Source organism: Streptomyces sp. SID9727 (assembly GCF_010550605.1).
GTDB lineage: Bacteria > Actinomycetota > Actinomycetes > Streptomycetales > Streptomycetaceae > Streptomyces.
Window position 1 is genome coordinate 1 of record NZ_JAAGNI010000247.1, and the last position, 18,924, is coordinate 18,924.

General features: G+C 71.7%; 16 protein-coding genes. 11 read left to right on the forward strand and 5 right to left on the reverse strand.

Annotated elements, in window-relative coordinates; translation table 11 throughout:
- The coding region (locus G3I41_RS15900; protein ID WP_164400867.1) for an adenosine deaminase at positions 1-1,614 on the reverse strand (1,614 nt) is incomplete at its 3' end.
- A 325-nt stretch (positions 1,615-1,939) separates the two neighbouring features.
- On the opposite strand from G3I41_RS15900, the gene G3I41_RS15905 reads away from it, so the two are divergent.
- The 3 genes from G3I41_RS15905 to G3I41_RS15915 all read left to right on the forward strand — a co-directional run bounded on the left by G3I41_RS15905 (position 1,940) and on the right by G3I41_RS15915 (position 4,758).
- Complete coding sequence (locus G3I41_RS15905; protein ID WP_164400868.1) at positions 1,940-2,797, forward strand: GH25 family lysozyme; 858 nt, start codon at positions 1,940-1,942, stop codon at positions 2,795-2,797.
- 94 nt (positions 2,798-2,891) lie between these two features.
- The gene (locus G3I41_RS15910) at positions 2,892-4,019 is read left to right on the forward strand and encodes a glycoside hydrolase family 3 N-terminal domain-containing protein (RefSeq protein ID WP_164400869.1); all 1,128 of its coding nucleotides are present in this window, start codon (positions 2,892-2,894) and stop codon (positions 4,017-4,019) included.
- A 79-nt stretch (positions 4,020-4,098) separates the two neighbouring features.
- On the forward strand, positions 4,099-4,758 hold the full coding sequence (locus G3I41_RS15915; protein WP_164400870.1) for a class I SAM-dependent methyltransferase: 660 nt from the start codon (positions 4,099-4,101) through the stop codon (positions 4,756-4,758).
- Here G3I41_RS15915 and G3I41_RS15920 read toward each other — a convergent pair.
- Positions 4,755-5,006, reverse strand: a complete 252-nt coding sequence (locus G3I41_RS15920; RefSeq protein ID WP_164400871.1) for a DUF397 domain-containing protein — start codon at positions 5,004-5,006, stop codon at positions 4,755-4,757. The genes G3I41_RS15915 and G3I41_RS15920 overlap by 4 nt on opposite strands.
- Complete coding sequence (locus tag G3I41_RS15925; RefSeq protein ID WP_164400872.1) at positions 5,003-5,827, reverse strand: helix-turn-helix transcriptional regulator; 825 nt, start codon at positions 5,825-5,827, stop codon at positions 5,003-5,005. The genes G3I41_RS15920 and G3I41_RS15925 overlap by 4 nt, the downstream gene beginning before the upstream one ends.
- Positions 5,828-5,938: 111 nt before the next feature.
- Between G3I41_RS15925 and G3I41_RS15930 the strand changes: the two genes are divergently transcribed.
- The 4 genes from G3I41_RS15930 to G3I41_RS15945 all read left to right on the forward strand — a co-directional run bounded on the left by G3I41_RS15930 (position 5,939) and on the right by G3I41_RS15945 (position 9,173).
- Entirely contained in the window at positions 5,939-6,406 is a 468-nt protein-coding gene (locus tag G3I41_RS15930) for an ATP-binding protein (RefSeq protein ID WP_164400873.1), read from the forward strand.
- A gap of 15 nt (positions 6,407-6,421) precedes the next feature.
- Positions 6,422-7,996, forward strand: coding sequence for an FAD-dependent oxidoreductase (locus tag G3I41_RS15935; RefSeq protein ID WP_164400874.1), 1,575 nt, complete (start codon positions 6,422-6,424; stop codon positions 7,994-7,996).
- Positions 7,997-8,081: 85 nt separating this feature from the next.
- Positions 8,082-8,624: a DinB family protein gene (locus tag G3I41_RS15940; RefSeq protein ID WP_164400875.1), complete on the forward strand. Its 543-nt coding sequence runs from the start codon at positions 8,082-8,084 to the stop codon at positions 8,622-8,624.
- Positions 8,625-8,654: 30 nt separating this feature from the next.
- Positions 8,655-9,173, forward strand: coding sequence for a proline dehydrogenase (locus G3I41_RS15945; RefSeq protein ID WP_164400876.1), 519 nt, complete (start codon positions 8,655-8,657; stop codon positions 9,171-9,173).
- A 40-nt stretch (positions 9,174-9,213) separates the two neighbouring features.
- Here the strand turns inward: G3I41_RS15945 and G3I41_RS15950 are convergent, their stop codons facing one another.
- Positions 9,214-9,834: a YceI family protein gene (locus G3I41_RS15950; RefSeq protein WP_164400877.1), complete on the reverse strand. Its 621-nt coding sequence runs from the start codon at positions 9,832-9,834 to the stop codon at positions 9,214-9,216.
- 225 nt (positions 9,835-10,059) lie between these two features.
- On the opposite strand from G3I41_RS15950, the gene G3I41_RS15955 reads away from it, so the two are divergent.
- Positions 10,060-10,599, forward strand: a complete 540-nt coding sequence (locus G3I41_RS15955) for a hypothetical protein (RefSeq protein ID WP_164400878.1) — start codon at positions 10,060-10,062, stop codon at positions 10,597-10,599.
- A 78-nt stretch (positions 10,600-10,677) separates the two neighbouring features.
- Here G3I41_RS15955 and G3I41_RS15960 read toward each other — a convergent pair whose 3' ends face one another.
- Positions 10,678-11,907 (reverse strand): glycoside hydrolase family 64 protein, encoded by a 1,230-nt coding sequence (locus G3I41_RS15960; RefSeq protein ID WP_164400879.1) that lies wholly within the window; start codon positions 11,905-11,907, stop codon positions 10,678-10,680.
- A 360-nt stretch (positions 11,908-12,267) separates the two neighbouring features.
- On the opposite strand from G3I41_RS15960, the gene G3I41_RS15965 reads away from it, so the two are divergent.
- From G3I41_RS15965 to G3I41_RS15975, 3 genes are all read left to right on the forward strand, one after another.
- Complete coding sequence (locus G3I41_RS15965) at positions 12,268-16,134, forward strand: endo-alpha-N-acetylgalactosaminidase family protein (RefSeq protein ID WP_239081655.1); 3,867 nt, start codon at positions 12,268-12,270, stop codon at positions 16,132-16,134.
- Between the two features lie 76 nt (positions 16,135-16,210).
- On the forward strand, positions 16,211-17,566 hold the full coding sequence (locus tag G3I41_RS15970) for a serine protease (RefSeq protein WP_203601148.1): 1,356 nt from the start codon (positions 16,211-16,213) through the stop codon (positions 17,564-17,566).
- A partial coding sequence (locus G3I41_RS15975) for a serine/threonine-protein kinase (protein ID WP_164400880.1) occupies positions 17,563-18,924 on the forward strand: 1,362 nt, incomplete at its 3' end. The genes G3I41_RS15970 and G3I41_RS15975, both read left to right, overlap by 4 nt.

The window sequence follows — 18,924 nt, forward strand, 5'->3', positions numbered from 1 at the left end:
GCCGTGCGCGCGCTCGAACGCGGCGAAGGCGACCTCCTGGCGCCACTCCGTCGCCGCCTTCGGGCTGCCCGCGAGGTACCGCGCACAGCGCGCGCTCGGGCGGCCGTCACCAGGGCGGTCGGCGCGGCAGGCCGCCACCACGCGGTAGCCGGAGGGCGCGGTGCCGGTGGCCCACAGGCTGCGGCCGTCGCGGAAGGCGTACTCCAGCGAGGCGCGGGCCAGGTCCTTCAGCTCGGTGTACGAGAGGCGGTAGGTCTTCGCCGCGTACTGGTACTCGTGGCTGATGTCGATCCGGGAGACGCCCGGGTCGTCCGTGGAGAGCACGATCGGTACGCCGTAGCGGCGGTACGCGTTGAACGGGTGCTCGTCGCCCGCGATGCCGAGGATCTGCTTGTTGCTGGAGAACGGCACCTCGACGGCGACGTGGCGCCGGGCCATCGTCCGGGCCAGCGCGCGCCAGTCGTCCTCGTGGACCAGGTCCACGCCGTGGCCGATGCGCTCGGCACCCGCGACCCGGACCGCCTCGTTGATGTGGAAGGTCAGGTCCTCCGGCTTGACCAGGCCCGGGGCCAGCTCACCGGCGTGCAGCGTGAGGTGGGCACCCGGGTACTGCCCGCGCAGGTACTTCAGCATCCGCATCTGGAGGCTGTAGTTCTCCAGCGAGCTGTCCCAGTCCTCCGGCTGGACGAGGTTGACCGCGACGAACCGCGGGTCGCGCTCGGCCAGCCGCATGCCGACGGCCATCTGCGTGAAGACGCGGACCGGGGAACTGCCCCGGGAGACCTGGGAGATCCAGCGGACGGGCAGCTTGCAGGCGGGCGCCGGGCGCGGGGTGTCGCAGTGCGCGGCCTCGCGGAACTGCGCGTCGCTGTCGTCGGCCTCCTGGACCGCCTCGTCGATGACCTTGTCCAGCTTGCCGCCCGCGACGAGCTTGCGGTGCAGCGCGGCGAAGTCGGCGTCGTAACCCACCGCGTCGGCCAGTGTCTTGGCGCTGTCCGAGGCCGGGCTGACCATCGTCTCCAGGTAGAACTGGTTCTGCTTCACCACGGTGTCGGCGACATTGGCGAGCATCTTGCCCCGGGCGTACCAGGTGGCCATGCCGAACTTGCCGAAGGTGTCGAAGAAGTGGTCGTGCCCCGACTCGTCGGCTGGGAAGTCCTGCATCGACCAAGCCCGGATAATCTGCTGCCGGAATGCGGGGTCCGTGCGCGCGTCGGAGGCCGGCCGGGCGCCCGGGGCGCACGGCGACGCCACCGCGGTCATCGTCGCGTCGATGCAGAGCCCCTGCTCGATCGCGAGCTGGAGCAGGTATTCGGTGGTCACCGCACCGGACAGGTGATTGTGCAGGTCACCGCCCTTGGGCAGCTCCTTGAAGAAGGCCCGCAGCTGAGCGGGCCGCGACCGCAGCGAGTCCAGGTAGTCGGCGGTACGGCGTTCGGCGGGCGTCACCGGCCGGGGCGCCGCATACGCGGTGGTGCGTACGGCGCTGTCGCGCGCGGGCGCGGCGGCGGTCGCGGGGATCGCCGGGATCAGGCTCAGCAGGGCGAGAACGCCGCCGAACCCGGCCAGCACGGGGGACTTGGGACGGCGGACCGTCCGGTTGGTAGAGATCACCGGGGCATGATCGCGCTCGCCAAGGTCGTTTGCCCGCGAATCATGCCTTTGGGAGGGAACGTCCACCCGATCGAGTGGGGGCCGGGCCTGACGGGCCGTCCCGGCCTCGCGGAAAGTTCTGCCGGGCGGCGGGAGCTCGCGCAGTTCACGGCGGTGGATAGCGGTCTAGACCACTAACGAAGGCTGGAAGCTATTTACCGGAGGGTCGCTTCTGTGGCTGACTATGTCGTGTTCGCGACAAGTGGACGCGCGTAGACCCATGCGTGAAGCGTGCTGCCCGAGCGGCCCGGCCACGGCCGCTCCCCCCACCAGCAGGAGGCTCCTCATGACCACTCGCAAGAGACTCACCGCGGCCGGTGTCCTCGGTACGACCGCGGCTCTGCTGCTCGGCCTGATGTCCGGCACCGCCTCGTCGGCACCCCGCCACGACAACCCCGTCCCCCTCGGCAAGGGGTACATGGGCGTCGGCTACGTCCAGGACAGCAGGGACTTCAAGCCGGACACCCGCCAACTCGCCCTGGACGCGCGACCGGACGCCAACCTGAAGGCGAACCCGGTCGGCATCGACGTCTCCAGCTGGCAGGGCGGGATCAACTGGAGTTCGGTACGCGGCGCGGGCATCGAGTTCGCCTGGATGAAGGCCACCGAGGGCCTGACGTACAAGGACCCGACGTTCAGCGCCAACTACCTGAACGCCTACAACGCGGGCGTGATCCGGGGCGCGTACCACTACGCCCGGCCGGACGTCTCCGGCGGCACGGCGCAGGCCGACTTCTTCGCGAGCAACGGCGGTGCCTGGTCCCGTGACAACCTCACGCTCCCGGGCGTCCTGGACATCGAGGGCACCTGCTACGGCTACTCGCAGGCCGGGATGCGGCAGTGGGTGCTGGACTTCTACAACAGGTACAAGGCCCGCACCGGCCGCGACGTCGTGATCTACACCAGCCCGAGCTGGTGGAACACCTGCACCGGCGGCTGGAACGGCATGTCAGCCCTCAGCCCGCTCTGGGTCGCCCACTGGACCACCGCGAGCAGCCCCAGCATCCCGTCGGGCTTCCCCTTCTACACCGTCTGGCAGTACACCTCCACCGGCGCGGTGAGCGGTGTCTCCGGCAACGTCGACCGGGACCGCTTCAGCGGCGACCGCTCCCGCCTGCTCGCCCTGGCGAACAACACGCCGTGAACGTAGACGTATAGGTGTACGAGCCGGAGCGGCCGGTAGAGCCGCTCCGGCCCCCGCCCACCCCCCCCCACGACCGTTCACGAAGGAGCACGTCATGACCCCACCCCTGAGCCGGCGCGGCGCCCTCATCGCCGGGGCCGCCGCCCTCGCCGGCGGTCTGGGCCCGGCGGCCGGTGCGGAGGCGGCCCTCCGGCTGCCCGAGAGCACGCGCCCCCGTTTCTCCGCCCTGTCGCCCCTCCAGCGCGCCGGGCAGCGCGTCATCCACTCCTACCCGGGCCTCACACCCCCCGCCTCCCTGATGACGGCCATCGAGCAGGGCCACACGGCGGGTGTCATCTTCTTCGGCGAGAACGTCCAGAACCTGACGCAGATCGAGGGCGTCATCCGCTCGATGAACGCGGCCCGCGCCTCGTCCCCGGTCAAGGCGCCGCTGCTCCTCATGACCGACCAGGAGGGCGGCATGATCCGCCGCCTGCCGGGGGAGCCCGTCAAGTCCGCCAAGGACGTCGGCGCCTCGGCCGATCCGCATTACTGGGCCGACTTCACCGGCAGCGGTGCGGGCCTCAACCTCGCCGGGGTCGGCATGAACGTCAACCTGGCCCCGGTCCTGGACGTCTACCGCAAGGACGGCGACTTCACCGACCAGTACGCGCGCTCGTACAGCAAGTCGGCGGCTGCCGTGGCGAGTTGCGGCGCCGACTTTATCACCGCCCAGCAGCGCGAGGGCGTCGCCGCCACCGCCAAGCACTTCCCGGGGCTGGGCCCGGCGACGGCGAGCCAGAACACCGATCTGCGGTCCGTCACGATCTCCACCTCCGCCGCCACCCTCCGCAGCGTGGACGAGGCCCCGTACCGGGACGCCATCGCGGCGGGCGTCAAGCTGGTCATGCTCTCCTGGGCGGTCTACACGGGCCTGGACTCCGCCCGCCCGGCCGGCCTCTCGCCGACCGTCGTCGGGGAGCTGCGCAACCGCCTCGGCTTCAAGGGCGTCACCGTCACGGACGCGCTGGAGGCGGGCGCGCTCTCGTCCTACGGCAGTACGTCGCAGCGCGCCGTGAAGGCCGCCGCCGCCGGGATGGACCTGCTGCTCTGCTCGGCCCGCAGCGTCTCCCAGGGCGACGAGGCCGTCACCGCCCTGGCCGACGCCCTGGGCGGCTCCCTCGACCCGACCGCTTTCGACGCGGCGGCGGCCCGCGTGAACGCCCTGCGCGCGGGGCTGTGACGGGGCGCTTGCCGGTGGACGACTACGTGGTGGGCCGATTCGCCTGAGAACGGCCGCACCGGCGCGGTAGGTTGCCGTGATGGCTGACATACCCGTGTCCTCGCCGGCACCCGGCAGCTCCGCCGACGTCGTCCGTACGTGGGACGCGCGCGCCGAGCGGTATCTCCAGCTCTTCCGGTACGAGTTGGAGGCGAAGCCGTACGACCTGGAGGTGCTGCGCGCGTTCGCGGAGCGGGTCGGGGCGGGCGGCCGGGTGTACGACGCGGGCTGCGGGCCCTGCGGCCACGTCACGGCCCTCCTCGCGGCCTACGGCCTCGACATGCTGGGCATCGACCTGTCGCCCCGCTGCGTCGCGCTCGCGCGCAGGGAACAGCCCGGCTGCCGTTTCGCCGTCATGGACCAGGGCGCGCTCACGGGCGGCCCGCTCGACGGCCTCGTCGCGTACTACTCGCTCCACGACCAGCCGAAGAGCCGGCTGCCCGACACGATGGCGTCCTGGGCCGCCGCGCTACGCCCCGGCGGCCGGCTGCTCGTCGTGGCGAAGGAGGGCGAGGCCGACGGCGTCATCGCCGACCCGCTGGGCAGCGAACTCCGCGTCTACTGGGCGGAGCACACCGCGTACGAGCTCCGCAGGGCGGCCCACGAGGCGGGCTTCGGCACCGACGACTGCACGGTCCGCGAGGCGTACGAGAACGAGATCCCGGCCCGCCGCGTGTACCTCGCGGCCACGAGGCGTTAGGCGTTCGCCCGGAGGAACGCGGTCCAGGCGGCGGGCGGGACCGTGAGCACGGGGCCTTCGGCCACCTTGGAGTCCCGGATGTGCACGGCGGCGGGGTGCGCGGCGACCTCGACGCAGTCGCCGCCCTGGCTGCTGCTGTAGCTCGACTTGTGCCAGTTGTAAGCGACTTCGATGCAGTTGCCGCCTTCGCTGCCGCTGTAGCTTGACTTGAACCAGCTGAGGCCGGTGCCGTGTGCTGCGCGGGTCATGTCTCTCCAAGCAGGTCGTCCATTAGGCAGATGCTCTCCTCGGGTGAGTGCGCCTGCGACCGGAGCATCCCACATTTCTGCTGGAAGACGCTGACTTCCTCGGCGTCGTCCACGAGGAAGCTCACACGCTGCCCTTCGATGTACGCGAGTTGATCGTGGCCCGAGGTTTCGAGGAGGACCATCGGGCCGTCGAGTGCGGCATGAGTCTGGCGATTCGTCGGCATGATCTGGATGGTCACGAAGGGGCGTTCGGTGATCTCGCGCAGTCGCTTGATCTGCTCGCGCAAAGTGCGAGGGCCGCCGATGGGCCGGTGCAGGATCACCTCTTCCAAGAGGAAGCTCAGCATGGGGCGAGGCTTGCGCTCCAGGAGGGACTGCCGCTGCATGCGGTTCTTCACCCGCTCTTCCACCTCCTCCGGCTCAAGCGGAGGGTAGGAGGACTTGAAGACTGCGCGCGCGTAGTTCTCGGTCTGGAGGAGCCCCGGCATCAGTTGGTTCTCGTACGAGTGCAGCGACACCGCGTCCTGCTCGTACTCCACGTAGTCCTGCACGAACAGCGGAAACCGTTCCTTCTCCGGCACCTTCTCCACGGCGACCTGCAAGGCCCCCTTGGTTTCCAGGAGCCGATCCAGGAGGATCGCAAAGTCCAGCTGAAGCGGGCGCCGCCCCTGCTCGATTGACGCGATCGTGTCCTCGCTGACACGGCACATGTCCGCGAGGGCGCTCTGCGTTAACCCGGCGGCCCGCCGGAAGGTCGCCACTTGTACACCGATCACGTGCCACGCTGTGACGCGCTTCCTGTTCTGCTTCGGGTTCGCCATGCAGTGCCTCTCCCCGCTGAGCGCTGGTGATGACCCGTCAGCGGTCGTACATCGACTCCGTACGACCTGACGCGATGCACAAACGTAGTGACCGTATGTGACCGTCGTCTCATGAACGAACCAACTCAACTCCTTGAATTCCGCGAAGCGTTCTACCGCCGGGAGCGGCGGTCGGTGCCGCTCGTGCGGAAGTTCGTACGGCAGGCTCTGCTCGACTGGGTGTGCGAGGAACACCGCGTGAACACCGACGACGTGCTGCTCTGCGTGAGCGAACTCGCGACCAACGCACTCGTACACGGCGTGCCGCCGGGGCGCGGCTACCGGCTGTTCCTTTACTGGGACCGCGCCGAGGCCCGGCTGCGGGTCGAGATCCACGACAGCGGCGACGGCGAGGTCCCGGAGGCGGCGCCGCCCCCGGACCCGACGGCCGAACGCGGACGCGGCCTGATGCTGGTCGCCGCGCTGGCGGCAAAATGGGGCGTCGGCGAGCGCCAACCGGGGAAGTTCGTGTGGTGCGAGTTTGCTGCACCGGCAAGGATGTTTGCCGGGACCGCGTCCGACGCGCACCATCTCCCCTAGATGGAGGAGGTTCGCATGAGCGACAACACGCAGACGTACGACGTAGTGGTGATCGGCGGCGGAGCCGCGGGGCTCAGTGGGGCGCTGGCCCTGGGACGGGCCCGGCGGTCCGTGCTCGTGATCGATTCCGGCAGCCCGCGCAACGCGCCGGCATCGCACGTCCACAACTACCTGGGCCGCGAGGGCACCCCGCCCGGCGAGCTCCTGGCGATCGGCCGGGACGAGGTCGCCGGTTACGGGGTCGAGGTCGTGACCGGCGAGGTCACCGTGGCCGAGCGGCTGCCGGAGGACGCCGGCTTCCGGGTCGTACGCGGGGACGGGACGGCTGTCACGGCGCGCCGACTGCTGGTCACGACCGGGCTGACCGACGAGCTGCCGCCCGTCCCGGGCCTGGCCGAGCGGTGGGGCCACGAGGTGCTGCACTGCCCGTACTGCCACGGCTGGGAGGTGCGGGACTCGGCGATCGGCGTCCTCGCCACGAGCCCCATGGCCGTGCACCAGGCGCTGCTCTGGCGGCAGTGGAGTGAGGACGTCACGCTCTTCCTGCACCAGGGCCCCGAGCCCTCCGAGGAGGAGTACGAGCAGCTCGCGGCGCGCGGCATCGCGGTCGTGGACGGCGAGGTCGCCGGGGTGGAGGTGAGCGACGACCGGCTGACCGGCGTACGACTCGCGAGCGGCCGGGTGGTCGAGCGGGCGGCCGTGGTCGTCCAGCCGAGGTTCACGGCGCGCTCCGGCGTACTGGAGAGCCTGGGGATGCGGCCCGTACCGATGGAGATGGGCGGGCACACCGTCGGCTCGTACATCGAGGCGGACCCGACCGGTGCCACGGCGGCGGCCGGGGTGTGGGTCGCCGGCAACGTCACCGGCCTCATGGACCAGGTGATCGGCGCGGCGGCGGCCGGGCTCAAGGCGGGCGCGGCCATCAACGGGGACCTCGTCACCGAGGACACCCGGCGTGCCGTGGAGGCCCGCAACGCGCCCTCCGACGCGGAGATGTGGGACAACCGCTACCGCGAGAGCCACCGCATCTGGAGCGGGAAGCCCAACCACGTGCTCGTCCGCGAGGCCGAGGACCTGGCGCCGGGCCGGGCGCTGGACCTGGGCTGCGGCGAGGGCGCGGACGCGGTCTGGCTGGCGGGCCGGGGCTGGCACGTCACCGCGACGGACATCTCGCGCGTGGCGCTCGCCCGGGCCGCCGAGCACGCGGCGGAGGCCGGGGTGGCCGACCGGGTGGACTGGCAGTTCCACGACCTGGGCGCCACGTTCCCCGAAGGGGCGTACGACCTGGTCTCGGCGCACTTCCTGCACTCCATGGGCGATCTGCCCCGCGAGCGCATCCTGCACCGGGCGGCCCGCGCGGTCGCCCCGGGCGGGGTGCTGCTGATCGTGGGGCACGCGGGCTTCCCGGCCTGGGACCACCACCACGCGGACATGGAGCTGCCGACCCCGGACGAGGTGCTGGCCTCGCTGGAGCTGCCGGAGGGGGAGTGGGAGGTGCTGCTCAGAGAGGAGCACGAGCGCGCCATCAGCGACCCGGACGGCAACCCCGCCACCCGTATGGACAACACCCTGAAGGTCAGGCGGCGTTGAGTGCGCGTACAGGACCGGAACTGACCTAATGCGCTCGTACTGTCGTTTCTGACGGCGGAACAGGAACGACGGAAGGCAGCACATCATGAACGCCAACGAGACGGCCACCGCGCACACCGGCTCGGACGAGCGGGCGGACCTCCTGGAGGCGCTGGGCAAGCAGCGGCACTTCCTGCGGTTCACCACCCGCGACCTGACCGACGAGCAGGCCGGTGAGCGGACCACGAAGAGCGAGCTGTGTCTCGGCGGCCTCGTCAAGCACGTGACCTCGGTCGAGCGGGGCTGGGCCGCGTTCATCGTGGAGGGTGCCGCCGCGATGCCGGACTTCACCGCGATGACCGAGGCCGACTTCGCGCAGCGGGCCGACGACTTCAGGATGCTGCCGGGCGAGACGCTGGCGGGCGTGCTCGACGCCTACGAGAAGGTGGCGGCGGCGACCGACGAACTGGTCGCCTCGCTGCCGGACCTGGGTGTCTCGCACGCCCTGCCGAAGGCTCCCTGGTTCGAAGGGGACGCGAAGTGGTCGGCCCGCCGGACGCTGATGCACATCATCGCGGAGACCGCGCAGCACGCCGGTCACGCGGACATCATCCGGGAATCCCTGGACGGTGCGAAGTCCATGGGCTGAGCGGACCGGGGCGGCGGCACAATGGCGCGCATGGATGCCGAAGTCGCCGCGCTGATAGGGGCCGCCGTCGGCTCGCTCACCACGCTGGGGGCGGCCTTCGTCACCGGGCGGACGGCGGCCCGCTCCCAGTACGACCAGTGGCGCAGGCAGCACCGCAGGGACGCGTACGTGGCGTACCTGGGGGCGCTGCACGACCGCGACATCGCTCTGGACGCCGTCTTCGAGGCGCTGCGGCCCGAGCGGCCCGACCTGGAAGCCGTGGACGAGCGGGTCCGGACCTTCGTCGGCCTGGCGCGCGAGGTGCACCGGGCCGCCGAGGTCGTCCTCGTGGAGGGGCCGGACGCCATGGTGGCGGCGGTCGGCCGGGTGGGCCGGGCGTCCGGCGAGCGCGCCGCGCTCATGCGGCGGATGGTCGCCGACGCCCGCGCCGGCGACACCACGCACGGGGCCGCGCACACCGCGCTGGCCGCCCGACGCGACGAGGCCCTTCACCAGGCGGTGAAGGGCCTTCGCGCCGCTGCCGCGCGGGTTCTGGACGCGCCGCGCTGAGAGCGTCAGGCCTGCGGGGCGGCGGGCACCCAGGGGAGGATCACGCCTGCGGGGCGGCCTTGATCGCGGAGATGTCGAAGTTCAGCTTCACCTTGTCGCTGACCATGACGCCGCCGGTCTCCAGCGCCGCGTTCCAGGTCAGGCCCCAGTCGGAGCGCAGGATCTCGGCGCTGCCCTCGAAGCCGACGCGCTCGTTGCCGTAGACGTCCTTGGCGGAGCCGTTGAACTCCAGGTCGATGGCGAGCGGGCGGGTCACGTCCTTGATGGTGAGGTCGCCGGTGACGCGGTACGTGTCACCGCCCAGCTGCTCGGCGGAGGTCGAGCGGAACGTCATCAGGGGGAACTTCTCGGCGTCGAAGAAGTCACCGCTCACGAGGTGGCCGTCACGGTCCTTGATACCGGTGTCGACGCTGGCGATCTTCACGTCGATGGAGGCGGTGGAGTTGGCCGGGTCGGTGCCGTCGAGCTTCAGGGAACCCTCGTGCTCGGCGAAGGAGCCTCGGACGTTGGTGACCATGGCGTGCCGCACGGTGAAGCCGATGCTGCTGTGCGCCGGGTCGATCGTGTAGTCACCCGTGAGGGCGGCCAGGGCGGGGTCGACGGCGGCCGTGGTCGTGGCGGCGGCAGCGGCGTTGTCGGACTTGCGGTTGAACAGAGCCATGGCTCCTCCTCAAAGACCTGGCCGAGCGGACTCGACCTGTTGTTTAACCTTCAACGACATTCACTGTAGACCCATCTTGTTCAAAGTTCAACATCTGGGTCGAGGGTCGTCGCGAAACCCGCCATCTGTTCACGCGGCCGTTACGCGAGGCCCTCTGGCGACGCGCGTAGAACTGGGGCACCATCTCTCCTGCCCCTTTGTCATGCACAGGAGGAGAGTCCCCCCATGGTCTTCCACGCGCCCCATGTCTCCCGGATGACGCTGCGCCCCGTCCTGACCGCGCTCGCCCTGGTGCTCGGCGTCCTCTTCGCCCCCGGCTTCGGCCTGGTGAGCGGCACGACCGACGCGTACGCCGTCACCAAGCTCACCCACAGCCAGGCGACCGCCCGCTTCAGCTCGTCCGGCATCACCTGGTCGTCCTCCGGTGGCTGCTCCAACCGGAACGTCTCCACCTGCACCTCGTTCGACCAGCTCAACCTGGCCACCGCCCAGGGCGCCCAGACCCTGAAGAGCGCCACCGGCTGCGCCCTGAACATCACCGGCGGCACGGAGACCGGGCACGCCAGCGGCACGTACTCGCACTGGAACGGCTACAAGCTCGACTTCGGCAAGACCACCTGTCTCACCACCTACGTGAAGAGCGCGTTCAGCTACATCGGCCTGCGCGGTGACGGCGCCCCCCAGTACAAGTCCGGCTCCGGCAACGTCTACGCCGACGAGGGCAACCACTGGGACGTGACCTACTACAACTGCGGCGGCTGCTGACCCGGCCCCGGCCGCGCACGCACGAGGGAGGACCCCCGTCCCGCCCGGACGGGGGTCCTCCCGGTCTGTGGGGTGAGGTCAGGAACCGACGCTCACCGTGAACCGCCTCGGGTTGCCGTCGTTCGCGGCGCCCGAGACGTCCGGCTGGCCGTCCGGGCGTACGTCGTCGTACGGGAAGGCGTAGCCGATCGGGCTGTTGGCGTGGACGATCCGGGACCAGTGGTTGGTGACCGCGCCCTGGTAGTAGTCGGACACCGAGGTGCCGTTGGGCTGGTCCGGGTGGCTGAGCATGATCGAGCGGTTGAAGCCCGCCGCGAGCCGGGCCAGCAGGGCCTTCTTGTCGTCGTTGTCCGCCGGGTTGTTGGTGAACGGCCCGTGATTGCAGGTGAAGATGTCCTTGGAGACCGGCTTGGTGAAGGTGTGCCCGCCGTCGAAGGTCAGGGTGTCGCCGCTGACCCGGCCCGTGCGTACGCCGCGCCCGCCCTGGAGGTCGATGCGCAGGTCCGTCGAGCGGTACTTCTCCCAGACCTGGTCGATCTGCGCCGTGAACAGGTCCCGGAACGGCATCTGGTCCGGCCGGTCGAAGTAGGGCGCCATCAGGTTCTGCGGCGAGATGACCCGCAGCACGCTGCCGTCCGCGCCACGGGTCACCAACTTGTCCCAGGGCTGGCCGTCGGCGGCCGCCTGGGCGATGAGGCCGTCGGCGATCCGCTGCACGGCGCCGTCGGGGAGCGGGGCGACGGTGTGCGTGGCGTCGCCCTCCAGGGTCAGGCCGATCGGGAGCGCGGTCACCAGGTCGACGTAGCTGATGTTGGCGTACAGCTGCTGCGGGTTGAACGTGAACTCGCAGAACGACCAGGTCCGCCCGTAGTTCGGGTCCGTGGAGGTGGCGAACGCCGGCTCGACCAGGGCGGGCCCCGGGTTGAGGTAGAAGGTCAGGGTGTCGTCGCGGACGAAGTAGACCCGGGCGCCGTACATCTGGGGGAGCGTCAGCACGACCGGCGCGCCGCCCGCCCCGTTCAGCGGGATCGCGCAGTCGACCGGCAGCGGGGTCTGCGGCGCCGAGGGGGAGTCGGGGTGGTAGACGCCGCCGTCGGCGCGCAGCAGGACCCAGCGGTCGGTGCCCTGCTCGTGGCCGGTGACGTAGGCGTTGACGCGGCCGGGCAACGACTTGTTGACCAGGGCCAGTTCGCAGGTGGCGGCGGAGGCCGACGCGCTCGGGCTCAGCGCGCTGCCCCAGAGGGGGTAGGTCACGGCGGTGGCGGTGGCGGCGGCACCGCCCGTCAGGAACTTCCGGCGCGAAATCATGAGGCGACTCCGGGGGTACGTGGGGGGCGCGGACGGGTGGACCGTGCGGGGAGGGTGGAGCGGGGGGCGTCCGCGGTGCGCACCACTGTCCCGACGTGCGGCACGGGCGTCAAGACTTGTGACTGAGAGCGCTCTCAAAAAGAAGAACTCTTCACAACTCGACGCTGGTGAGCGGCACTTGCCGGGGTGCGGCTGCGGGCTCGCTCGCCGCGTGATCAGGACCTGAACGCGGCGCCCCGGATGTCCGTTCCTGCCACGGACGGACCTGCTTGGACTTACGGACGGCGGTTGTTGGACTGGCGGAGCCCTCGGGGCCGTCCGTCGTTGACGGTGCGCGGAGCCGACGACTACGCAGTGCACATGTCACCAAGCCGTATGCCGGTGGGCGTCGCAGCCGCCGCCTCAGCAGCCGTCCTGGCCCTGGTGGGGACCGCCCTCCCCGCCGTGGCCGCCACCCCCTCGCCCGCTGCCGCCGCCGTGCCCGCGGGCAGCCCCGTCATCGCCTCCGCGCAGCTCGCGGTCGCCGTCGCCGCGGACTTCCCGCGCGTCCTCACGTACACCGACCGCGGATCCGGCGCGCGGCTGACCGGCTCCACCCGTCCGGTCACCGCCGTCACCCTGAACGGCACCGCGCACCCGGTGAAGCTCAAGGGCGCCCCGAAGGTCACCGGCTCGGCCGCCCGCTACACGCTGGTCTTCACCGACCTGCCCGGGGTCGAGATCGACGCCACGCTGTCCGTGGCCGGCCGCGCCACCACGTTCAAGGTCACCGCCGTCCGCGACACCGACGCGTTCCGGGTGGGCACCATCGACATACCCGGGCACGACCTGGTCTCCGTCGCCAGTACGGACAGCGGGGCGGCCACCGCCTTCACCAAGCTGGACACCGACTCCACGAAGACCGCCGACGTCTTCGCGAAGGTCACCGGGGACAGCCCGGCCGAATCCGCGCCCTCCGGCGCCACGTACGCGATCGTCAACACCGGCTCGCTCGCGGCGGCCGTCGAGTCCAACTCCTCGTACGACAAACCCTCAGGCGCCACCGGCGGGGACGACGCCCGGTTCTGGCACCAGGCCCGCAAGGAGGACGACGGCTCGACGCGGGTCGCCGTCTGGTCCGGCCAGTGGACCTACCGGGGCGAGGGCGCGCCGAAGCCGGAGAGCGGGGACGCGCTGCCCTGGGCCAAGGTCGTCGTCACGCCCGACGCCAACGGCGACGAGACCGTGGACTGGCAGGACGGGGCCGTCGCGTTCCGCTCGATCGGCGTGGTCGCGCCGGGCAGCGAGGACACCGCGGAGCGGGTCATCACCCACATCCCGTTCAACTTCGCCAGCCAGGCCACGCACCCCTTCCTGCGCACCCTGGACGACGTCAAGCGGATCTCCCTCGCGACGGACGGCCTCGGCCAGCTCGCCCTGCTCAAGGGGTACGCCTCCGAGGGCCACGACTCGGCCCACCCCGACTACGGCGGCGACTACAACAAGCGCGCGGGCGGGCTGAAGGACCTCAACGCCCTGCTGAAGGACGGCAAGAAGTGGGGCGCCACCTTCGGCGTCCACGTCAACGCCACGGAGGCGTACCCGGAGGCGAAGGCGTTCGACGAGCAACTGGTCGACAAGACCAAGCCGGGCTGGAACTGGCTGGGCCAGAGCTACTACATCGACCAGCGGCGCGACATCAACAGCGGCGACCTGGCGAAGCGCTTCCGGCAACTGCGCGACGAGACCGGTTCCAACCTCTCGATGCTGTACATCGACGTGTACTACACACACGGCTGGATCGCCGACAAGACCCTTCAGGCCCTCCGGAAGCAGGGCTGGAACGTCTCCAGCGAGTGGGCCGACAAGTTCGAGCGGGGTTCGCTCTGGTCGCACTGGGCCAATGACCTGGACTACGGCGGCGCCACCAACAAGGGCATCAACTCGAAGATCATCCGGTTCATCCGGAACGGCGAGAAGGACGTCTGGAACAACGACCCGGTCCTCGGCCAGAGCGCCATCGCCGAGTTCGAGGGCTGGACCGGCGAGACCGACTGGAACGCCTTCTACGACAACGTCTGGCAGCGCGACCTGCCCGCCAAGTACCTCCAACAGCAGAAGATCACCCGGTGGGACGGCAACGACATCACCTTCACCGGCGGTCTCAGCGGCACGGTCGAGGACGGCAGGCGGACCTTCTACGACCATGGCCGCAAGGTCCTCAGCGGCACCGACTACCTCCTGCCGTGGGACGGCGGCAAGAAGCTGTACCACTACAGCCAGAAGGGCGGTACGAGCAGCTGGGCGGTGCCCTCCACGGGCGCGTACACCGTCTACGAGCTCACCGACAACGGCCGCGTGAAGACCGGAACGGTCCGGCCCGTCGACGGGAGGATCACGCTCACGGCCGAGGCCGGGCAGCCGTACGTCCTCTACCCGCACCGGGCCCCGAAGGCCGCCGACCCCCGGTGGGGCGAGGACACCCTCGTCGCCGACCCCGGCTTCAACGACGACCGGCTCGGCGACTGGACGAAGACCGGCACCGCCGTCCGCGACACCGACGACCGGGGCCGCAACAGCGCCAAGCTCTCCGGCTCCGGCACCGCCGCGCTCTCCCAGCGCATCGGCGGCCTGAAGCCCGGCGCCCGCTACACCGCCTCCGCGCTCATCGAGGTCGAGCCCGGCAAGACCCGGCACACCACGCTCTCGGCGGGCGGGAAGTCCGTCGCCGTGGACCGGTCCACCGCCAAGGACTACGTCGCCGCGTCCGACTGGCACGGCACCTACTTCCAGCGCGCCAAGGTCAACTTCACCGCCCCGGCCAACGGCCGCACCACCCTGCGCGTCGAGGCCGCGAACGGCAGCACGGCCACGGTCCGCGCCGACGACGTCCGCCTCGTCGCCAACGCCCCCGCCACCAGGAAGGGCACCGTCGTCCACGAGGACTTCGAGGACGTCGACCAGGGCTGGGGCCCCTTCCTCAAGGGCGACGCGGGCGGCTCCACCGACCCCCGCACCGTCATCTCGCAGCTCCACGCCCCGTACACCCAGGCCGGCTGGAACGGGAAGCTCATCGACGACGTGATCGGCGGCGAGGAGTCCCTGAAGGCACACGAGGAGAACACCGGCCTCGTCTACCGCACCGCCCCCTGGACCGTCCCGATGACCGCCGGCCACCGTTACAAGGTCGAGTACGACTACCAGTCCAGCCAGGCCGGGGCCTACGAGTGGGTCGACGGCTACGACCGGATCACCGCCGACGGCAAGCCCGCCTCCGTCGAGACCCGGGCCACCGCCATTGGAGCCCAGCACTCCACCGGCCACTTCACGGAGACCGTCACGGCGGGCTGCGGCGACACCTGGACCGGGCTGCGCAAGCGCGGCGGCGCGCCCGAGGGCGCCGACTTCGTCCTCGACGCCTTCACCGTGACCGATCTCGGCGAGGCACCGGCCGGCGAGCGGGCGGCCTGCGGCACGCTCACGGTGGCGGCCGGTGGAGAGACGCTCGAGCCGGGCGCCGCCAACCCCGTCGAGGCGAGCTTCACCAACTACGAGACCACCGCCGCGACCGGCGTGCAGGTGGGCCTCGCCGTCCCCGAGGGCTGGCGGGCCGAGCCCGCCGGAGCCGTCACCTTCGACTCCGTCGCGCCCGGCGCGAAGGTCACCGCCCGCTGGCAGGTCACGCCGCCGATGGACGCCGAGTACGGCACGTACACCCTGACCTCCCAGGCCGCGTACACGGCCGGCGACGGGCGGCGGGAGCTCGGCGCGCAGACCTCCGTACGCACCCTGCCCCCGCCGCCCACCGAGGACAGCTGGGCCAGTGACCTCGACTGGACCGCCACCACCAACGGCTGGGGCCCGGTCGAGCGGGACCTGTCCAACGGCGAGACCGGCGCCGGTGACGGCACCGCGCTGACGATCGGCGGCAAGGTCTACGAGAAGGGGCTCGGCAGCCACGCCCCGGCCACCATCCGCTACTACCTCGGCGGACGGTGCACCTCCTTCACCGCCGAGGTCGGCGTGGACGACGTCCAGAAGAGCGCCGGCAGCGTGCGGTTCTCCGTGCGGGCCGACGGCACCGAGAAGGTGAAGTCCCCGGTGCTCCGGGCCTCCGACACCGCCTGGTCGCTCACGGCGGACGTCACCGGAGCCAAGTACGTCGAACTGATCGCCGATGACGGCGGCGACGGGAACGGCAACGACCACGCGGACTGGGGTGACGCCCGCTTCCACTGCGGAGGCTGAGCCCGCACGGCGCCCCGCTCCCCTTTGTGTCCGGACTCTGGGAAGCGGGGCCCGTCCGCGCGTACGCTCGTGCACCATGGGGGAGTTGAGAGCGGACTGGCGACTGCGGTTGCGCCGGGGCGGCCCGCAGGGAGAGGTGTGCGGGGCCGGGGTGCTGATCACCCAGGACCGGATGCTGACCTGCGCCCACGTCGTCCGGGAACCGGACGCCCGGATGTGGGTCGAGTTCGCCGAGAACCCCGGCATCCCGCCCGTCGCCGCCCGGGTCGCCCCGGACGGCTGGCTCGACGGCCGCGAGGACGTCGCCGTCCTCGCCCTGGACGGCCCCCGCCCCCAGGCCGAACCCGCGCCCCTGTCCCGGCGCCTCGAACGCGGTGCCGAGGTGTGGCTCGGCGGCTACGCGGCCCCCTTCGACGCGGACGGCATGTGGCTCGCCGGCCGGATCAGCGGCCTCCACGGGGACTGGGTGCAGCTCGACGCCCGCACCAACGCGGAAGTGGTGCGCCCCGGCTTCAGCGGCGCCGCCGTCCACACCGGGCGCGAGGGCGAGCGCCCCGAGAGCGTCGTGGGCCTCGTCGTCAGCTGGCGCGGCGACCTGGAGATGGGGCTGCCCATGGAGAACGACCTCGCCTTCTCGTACATGATCCCCGTGGACCGCATCGCCGAACTCGTGCCGCTGGTCGCCGAGCTGAGCGGCCCCGACGGCTGGGACCACGCCTTCGCCGGACGCCTCCGGCGCTGGTTCACGGGCGCCGACCAGCCCTCGGTGCGCTTCGGCGTCGTCCCGGAGGGCGGCGGCCGCGACCGCACCCTGCGCCACCAGCTGCACCGCGCCCACCTCGTCCACCACGGCGGGCACGGCCGCCCCGACGAACTGGTGGACACCCTGGTCGCCCAGCTGCGCCCCCCGCGCCACCAGCGCAACCGCTACCGCGACTGGCTCCTCGAAGGCGGCGACGAACCCGAACGCTCCCTCGCCGGGCGCCCCGCCGCCGGCCCGGTCCTCGCGGTGATCGGCCTGGACGAGGACCCGGACCCGGCCGGGCTCGTGCGCGTCCTGGCCCGGGTGCACACCCTGGGCTTCCGGCTGCTGGTCGTCGTACGCGGCACGGAGGGCCCGGCGCCCGGCGCGGTGGAACGCGACCTGCTCGTACCGGCGCTGGACGAGCGCGCCGAGGAGCTGCTGAGGAGGGCGGAACGCATGGAGCGCACCTGGTCCCGCCTGGACGGCCTGACCGACTCCGCCTCGGCGCCCCCGCGCCCGGCCACGGACCCTGCCGCCCGCCGGCACCGGCTGGAGGAGCTGCGCGGGCTGCGGGAGCCGCACGCCCGGCTGGTGGGGCTCAAGCAGCTGTTACGCGACTTACGCGCCGACCTCGCGGGAGCGCCGGGCCTGCCCGGACAGCGCACCGGACCCGTGGGCCGCCCGTGAGGATCCCCTGCCCGCACCGCCGCTTCACCGGCGGCCCCTGCACCGGCGCCGTCCAGCCCACCGGCTACTGCGACACCTGCGGCCGCGACGAGACGGCGCCCGGCCTCCCGGCGCTGCCCGCCGCGCCCGAGGACCACGGACCCGCCGGGCTCCTCGAACTCCCGCTGCTCGACCCCGGCAGCCCGGCCGAACGGCTGGCCGCCGCCGAGCATCCCGTGCGCATCGTGATGACCTGCTCCGTCAAGTCCTGCGACACCGCGTTCGTCCCGCCGCACACCGCCGCGCCGCCCCCGGACGAGGGGTACTGCCCGGTCTGCGGGGCGCCCTACTCGTACCGCCCGGAGCTCACCAAGGACGGCCCGCCGCTCCAGGACCAGTACGTCATCCGGGGCCCCATCGCCCACGGCGGGCAGGGCTGGGTCTACCTGGCCGAGGACACCCACCTGGAAGACTTCGTCGCGGTCAAGGGCCTCCTCAACCGCTACGCCGAACGCGGCGCCGCCCAGGCCGGTGAGGAGCGCCGCAGCCTGGTCGCCATCCGGCACGAACGCATCGTCCAGATCCGGGACTTCGTCTCCACCGCCAACGCCGACGGCACCGTCTCCGGCGGCTACATCGTGATGGAGGACGTCGGCGACCGCACCCTGTCCGCCCTGGTCGAGTCGGTCCGGCGGGGCGCCTTCGTCCTCGACATCGAACACGTCGTCACCTACGGCTGCCAGATCCTGGAGGCCCTGTCCCATCTGCACGGGATGGGATTCCTGTACGGGGACATGAAGCCGTCCAACGTGATCCACCACCTCGACGGGATCAAGGTCATCGACCTCGGGGGCGTCCGCAAGGCGGGCAGCGTCGACCCGCCGCCCGTGATCACCCCGTACTTCGCGGCACCGGAGACGGACGGCACCCAGCCGCTCACCGTGGCCCACGACGTGCACACCGTCGGCGTCACGCTCGACGAACTGGCCCGCTGGGCGGTCGGCGACGACGTCCCCGGGCTCGGCATCAGCTCCTTCCGGCTCGTCGTGGCGCGGGCCACCGCCGAGGACCCCGAGGCGCGGTTCGGCACCGCCGAGGACATGGCCGGGCAGCTGCGCGGAGTGCTGCGCGAGATCCGGGCCCTGCGCGGCAAGCGCGACCAGCCCGAGCCCTCCGCGCACTTCACGCCCTCCACCGAACTGCTCGGCGCCCGCCTGGGCTCGGTGCCGGACTACGCGCACTGGCTGCGCCGCCCGCCGCACAGCCGCCGCGAGACGCCCCCGGCGCCCGCGCTGGACCCGGGAACGCCGACCCCGACCGAGATCGCCCGCCGGCTGCCGGTGCCCCGGCCCTACCCCGGCGACCCGCAGGCCGCCCGC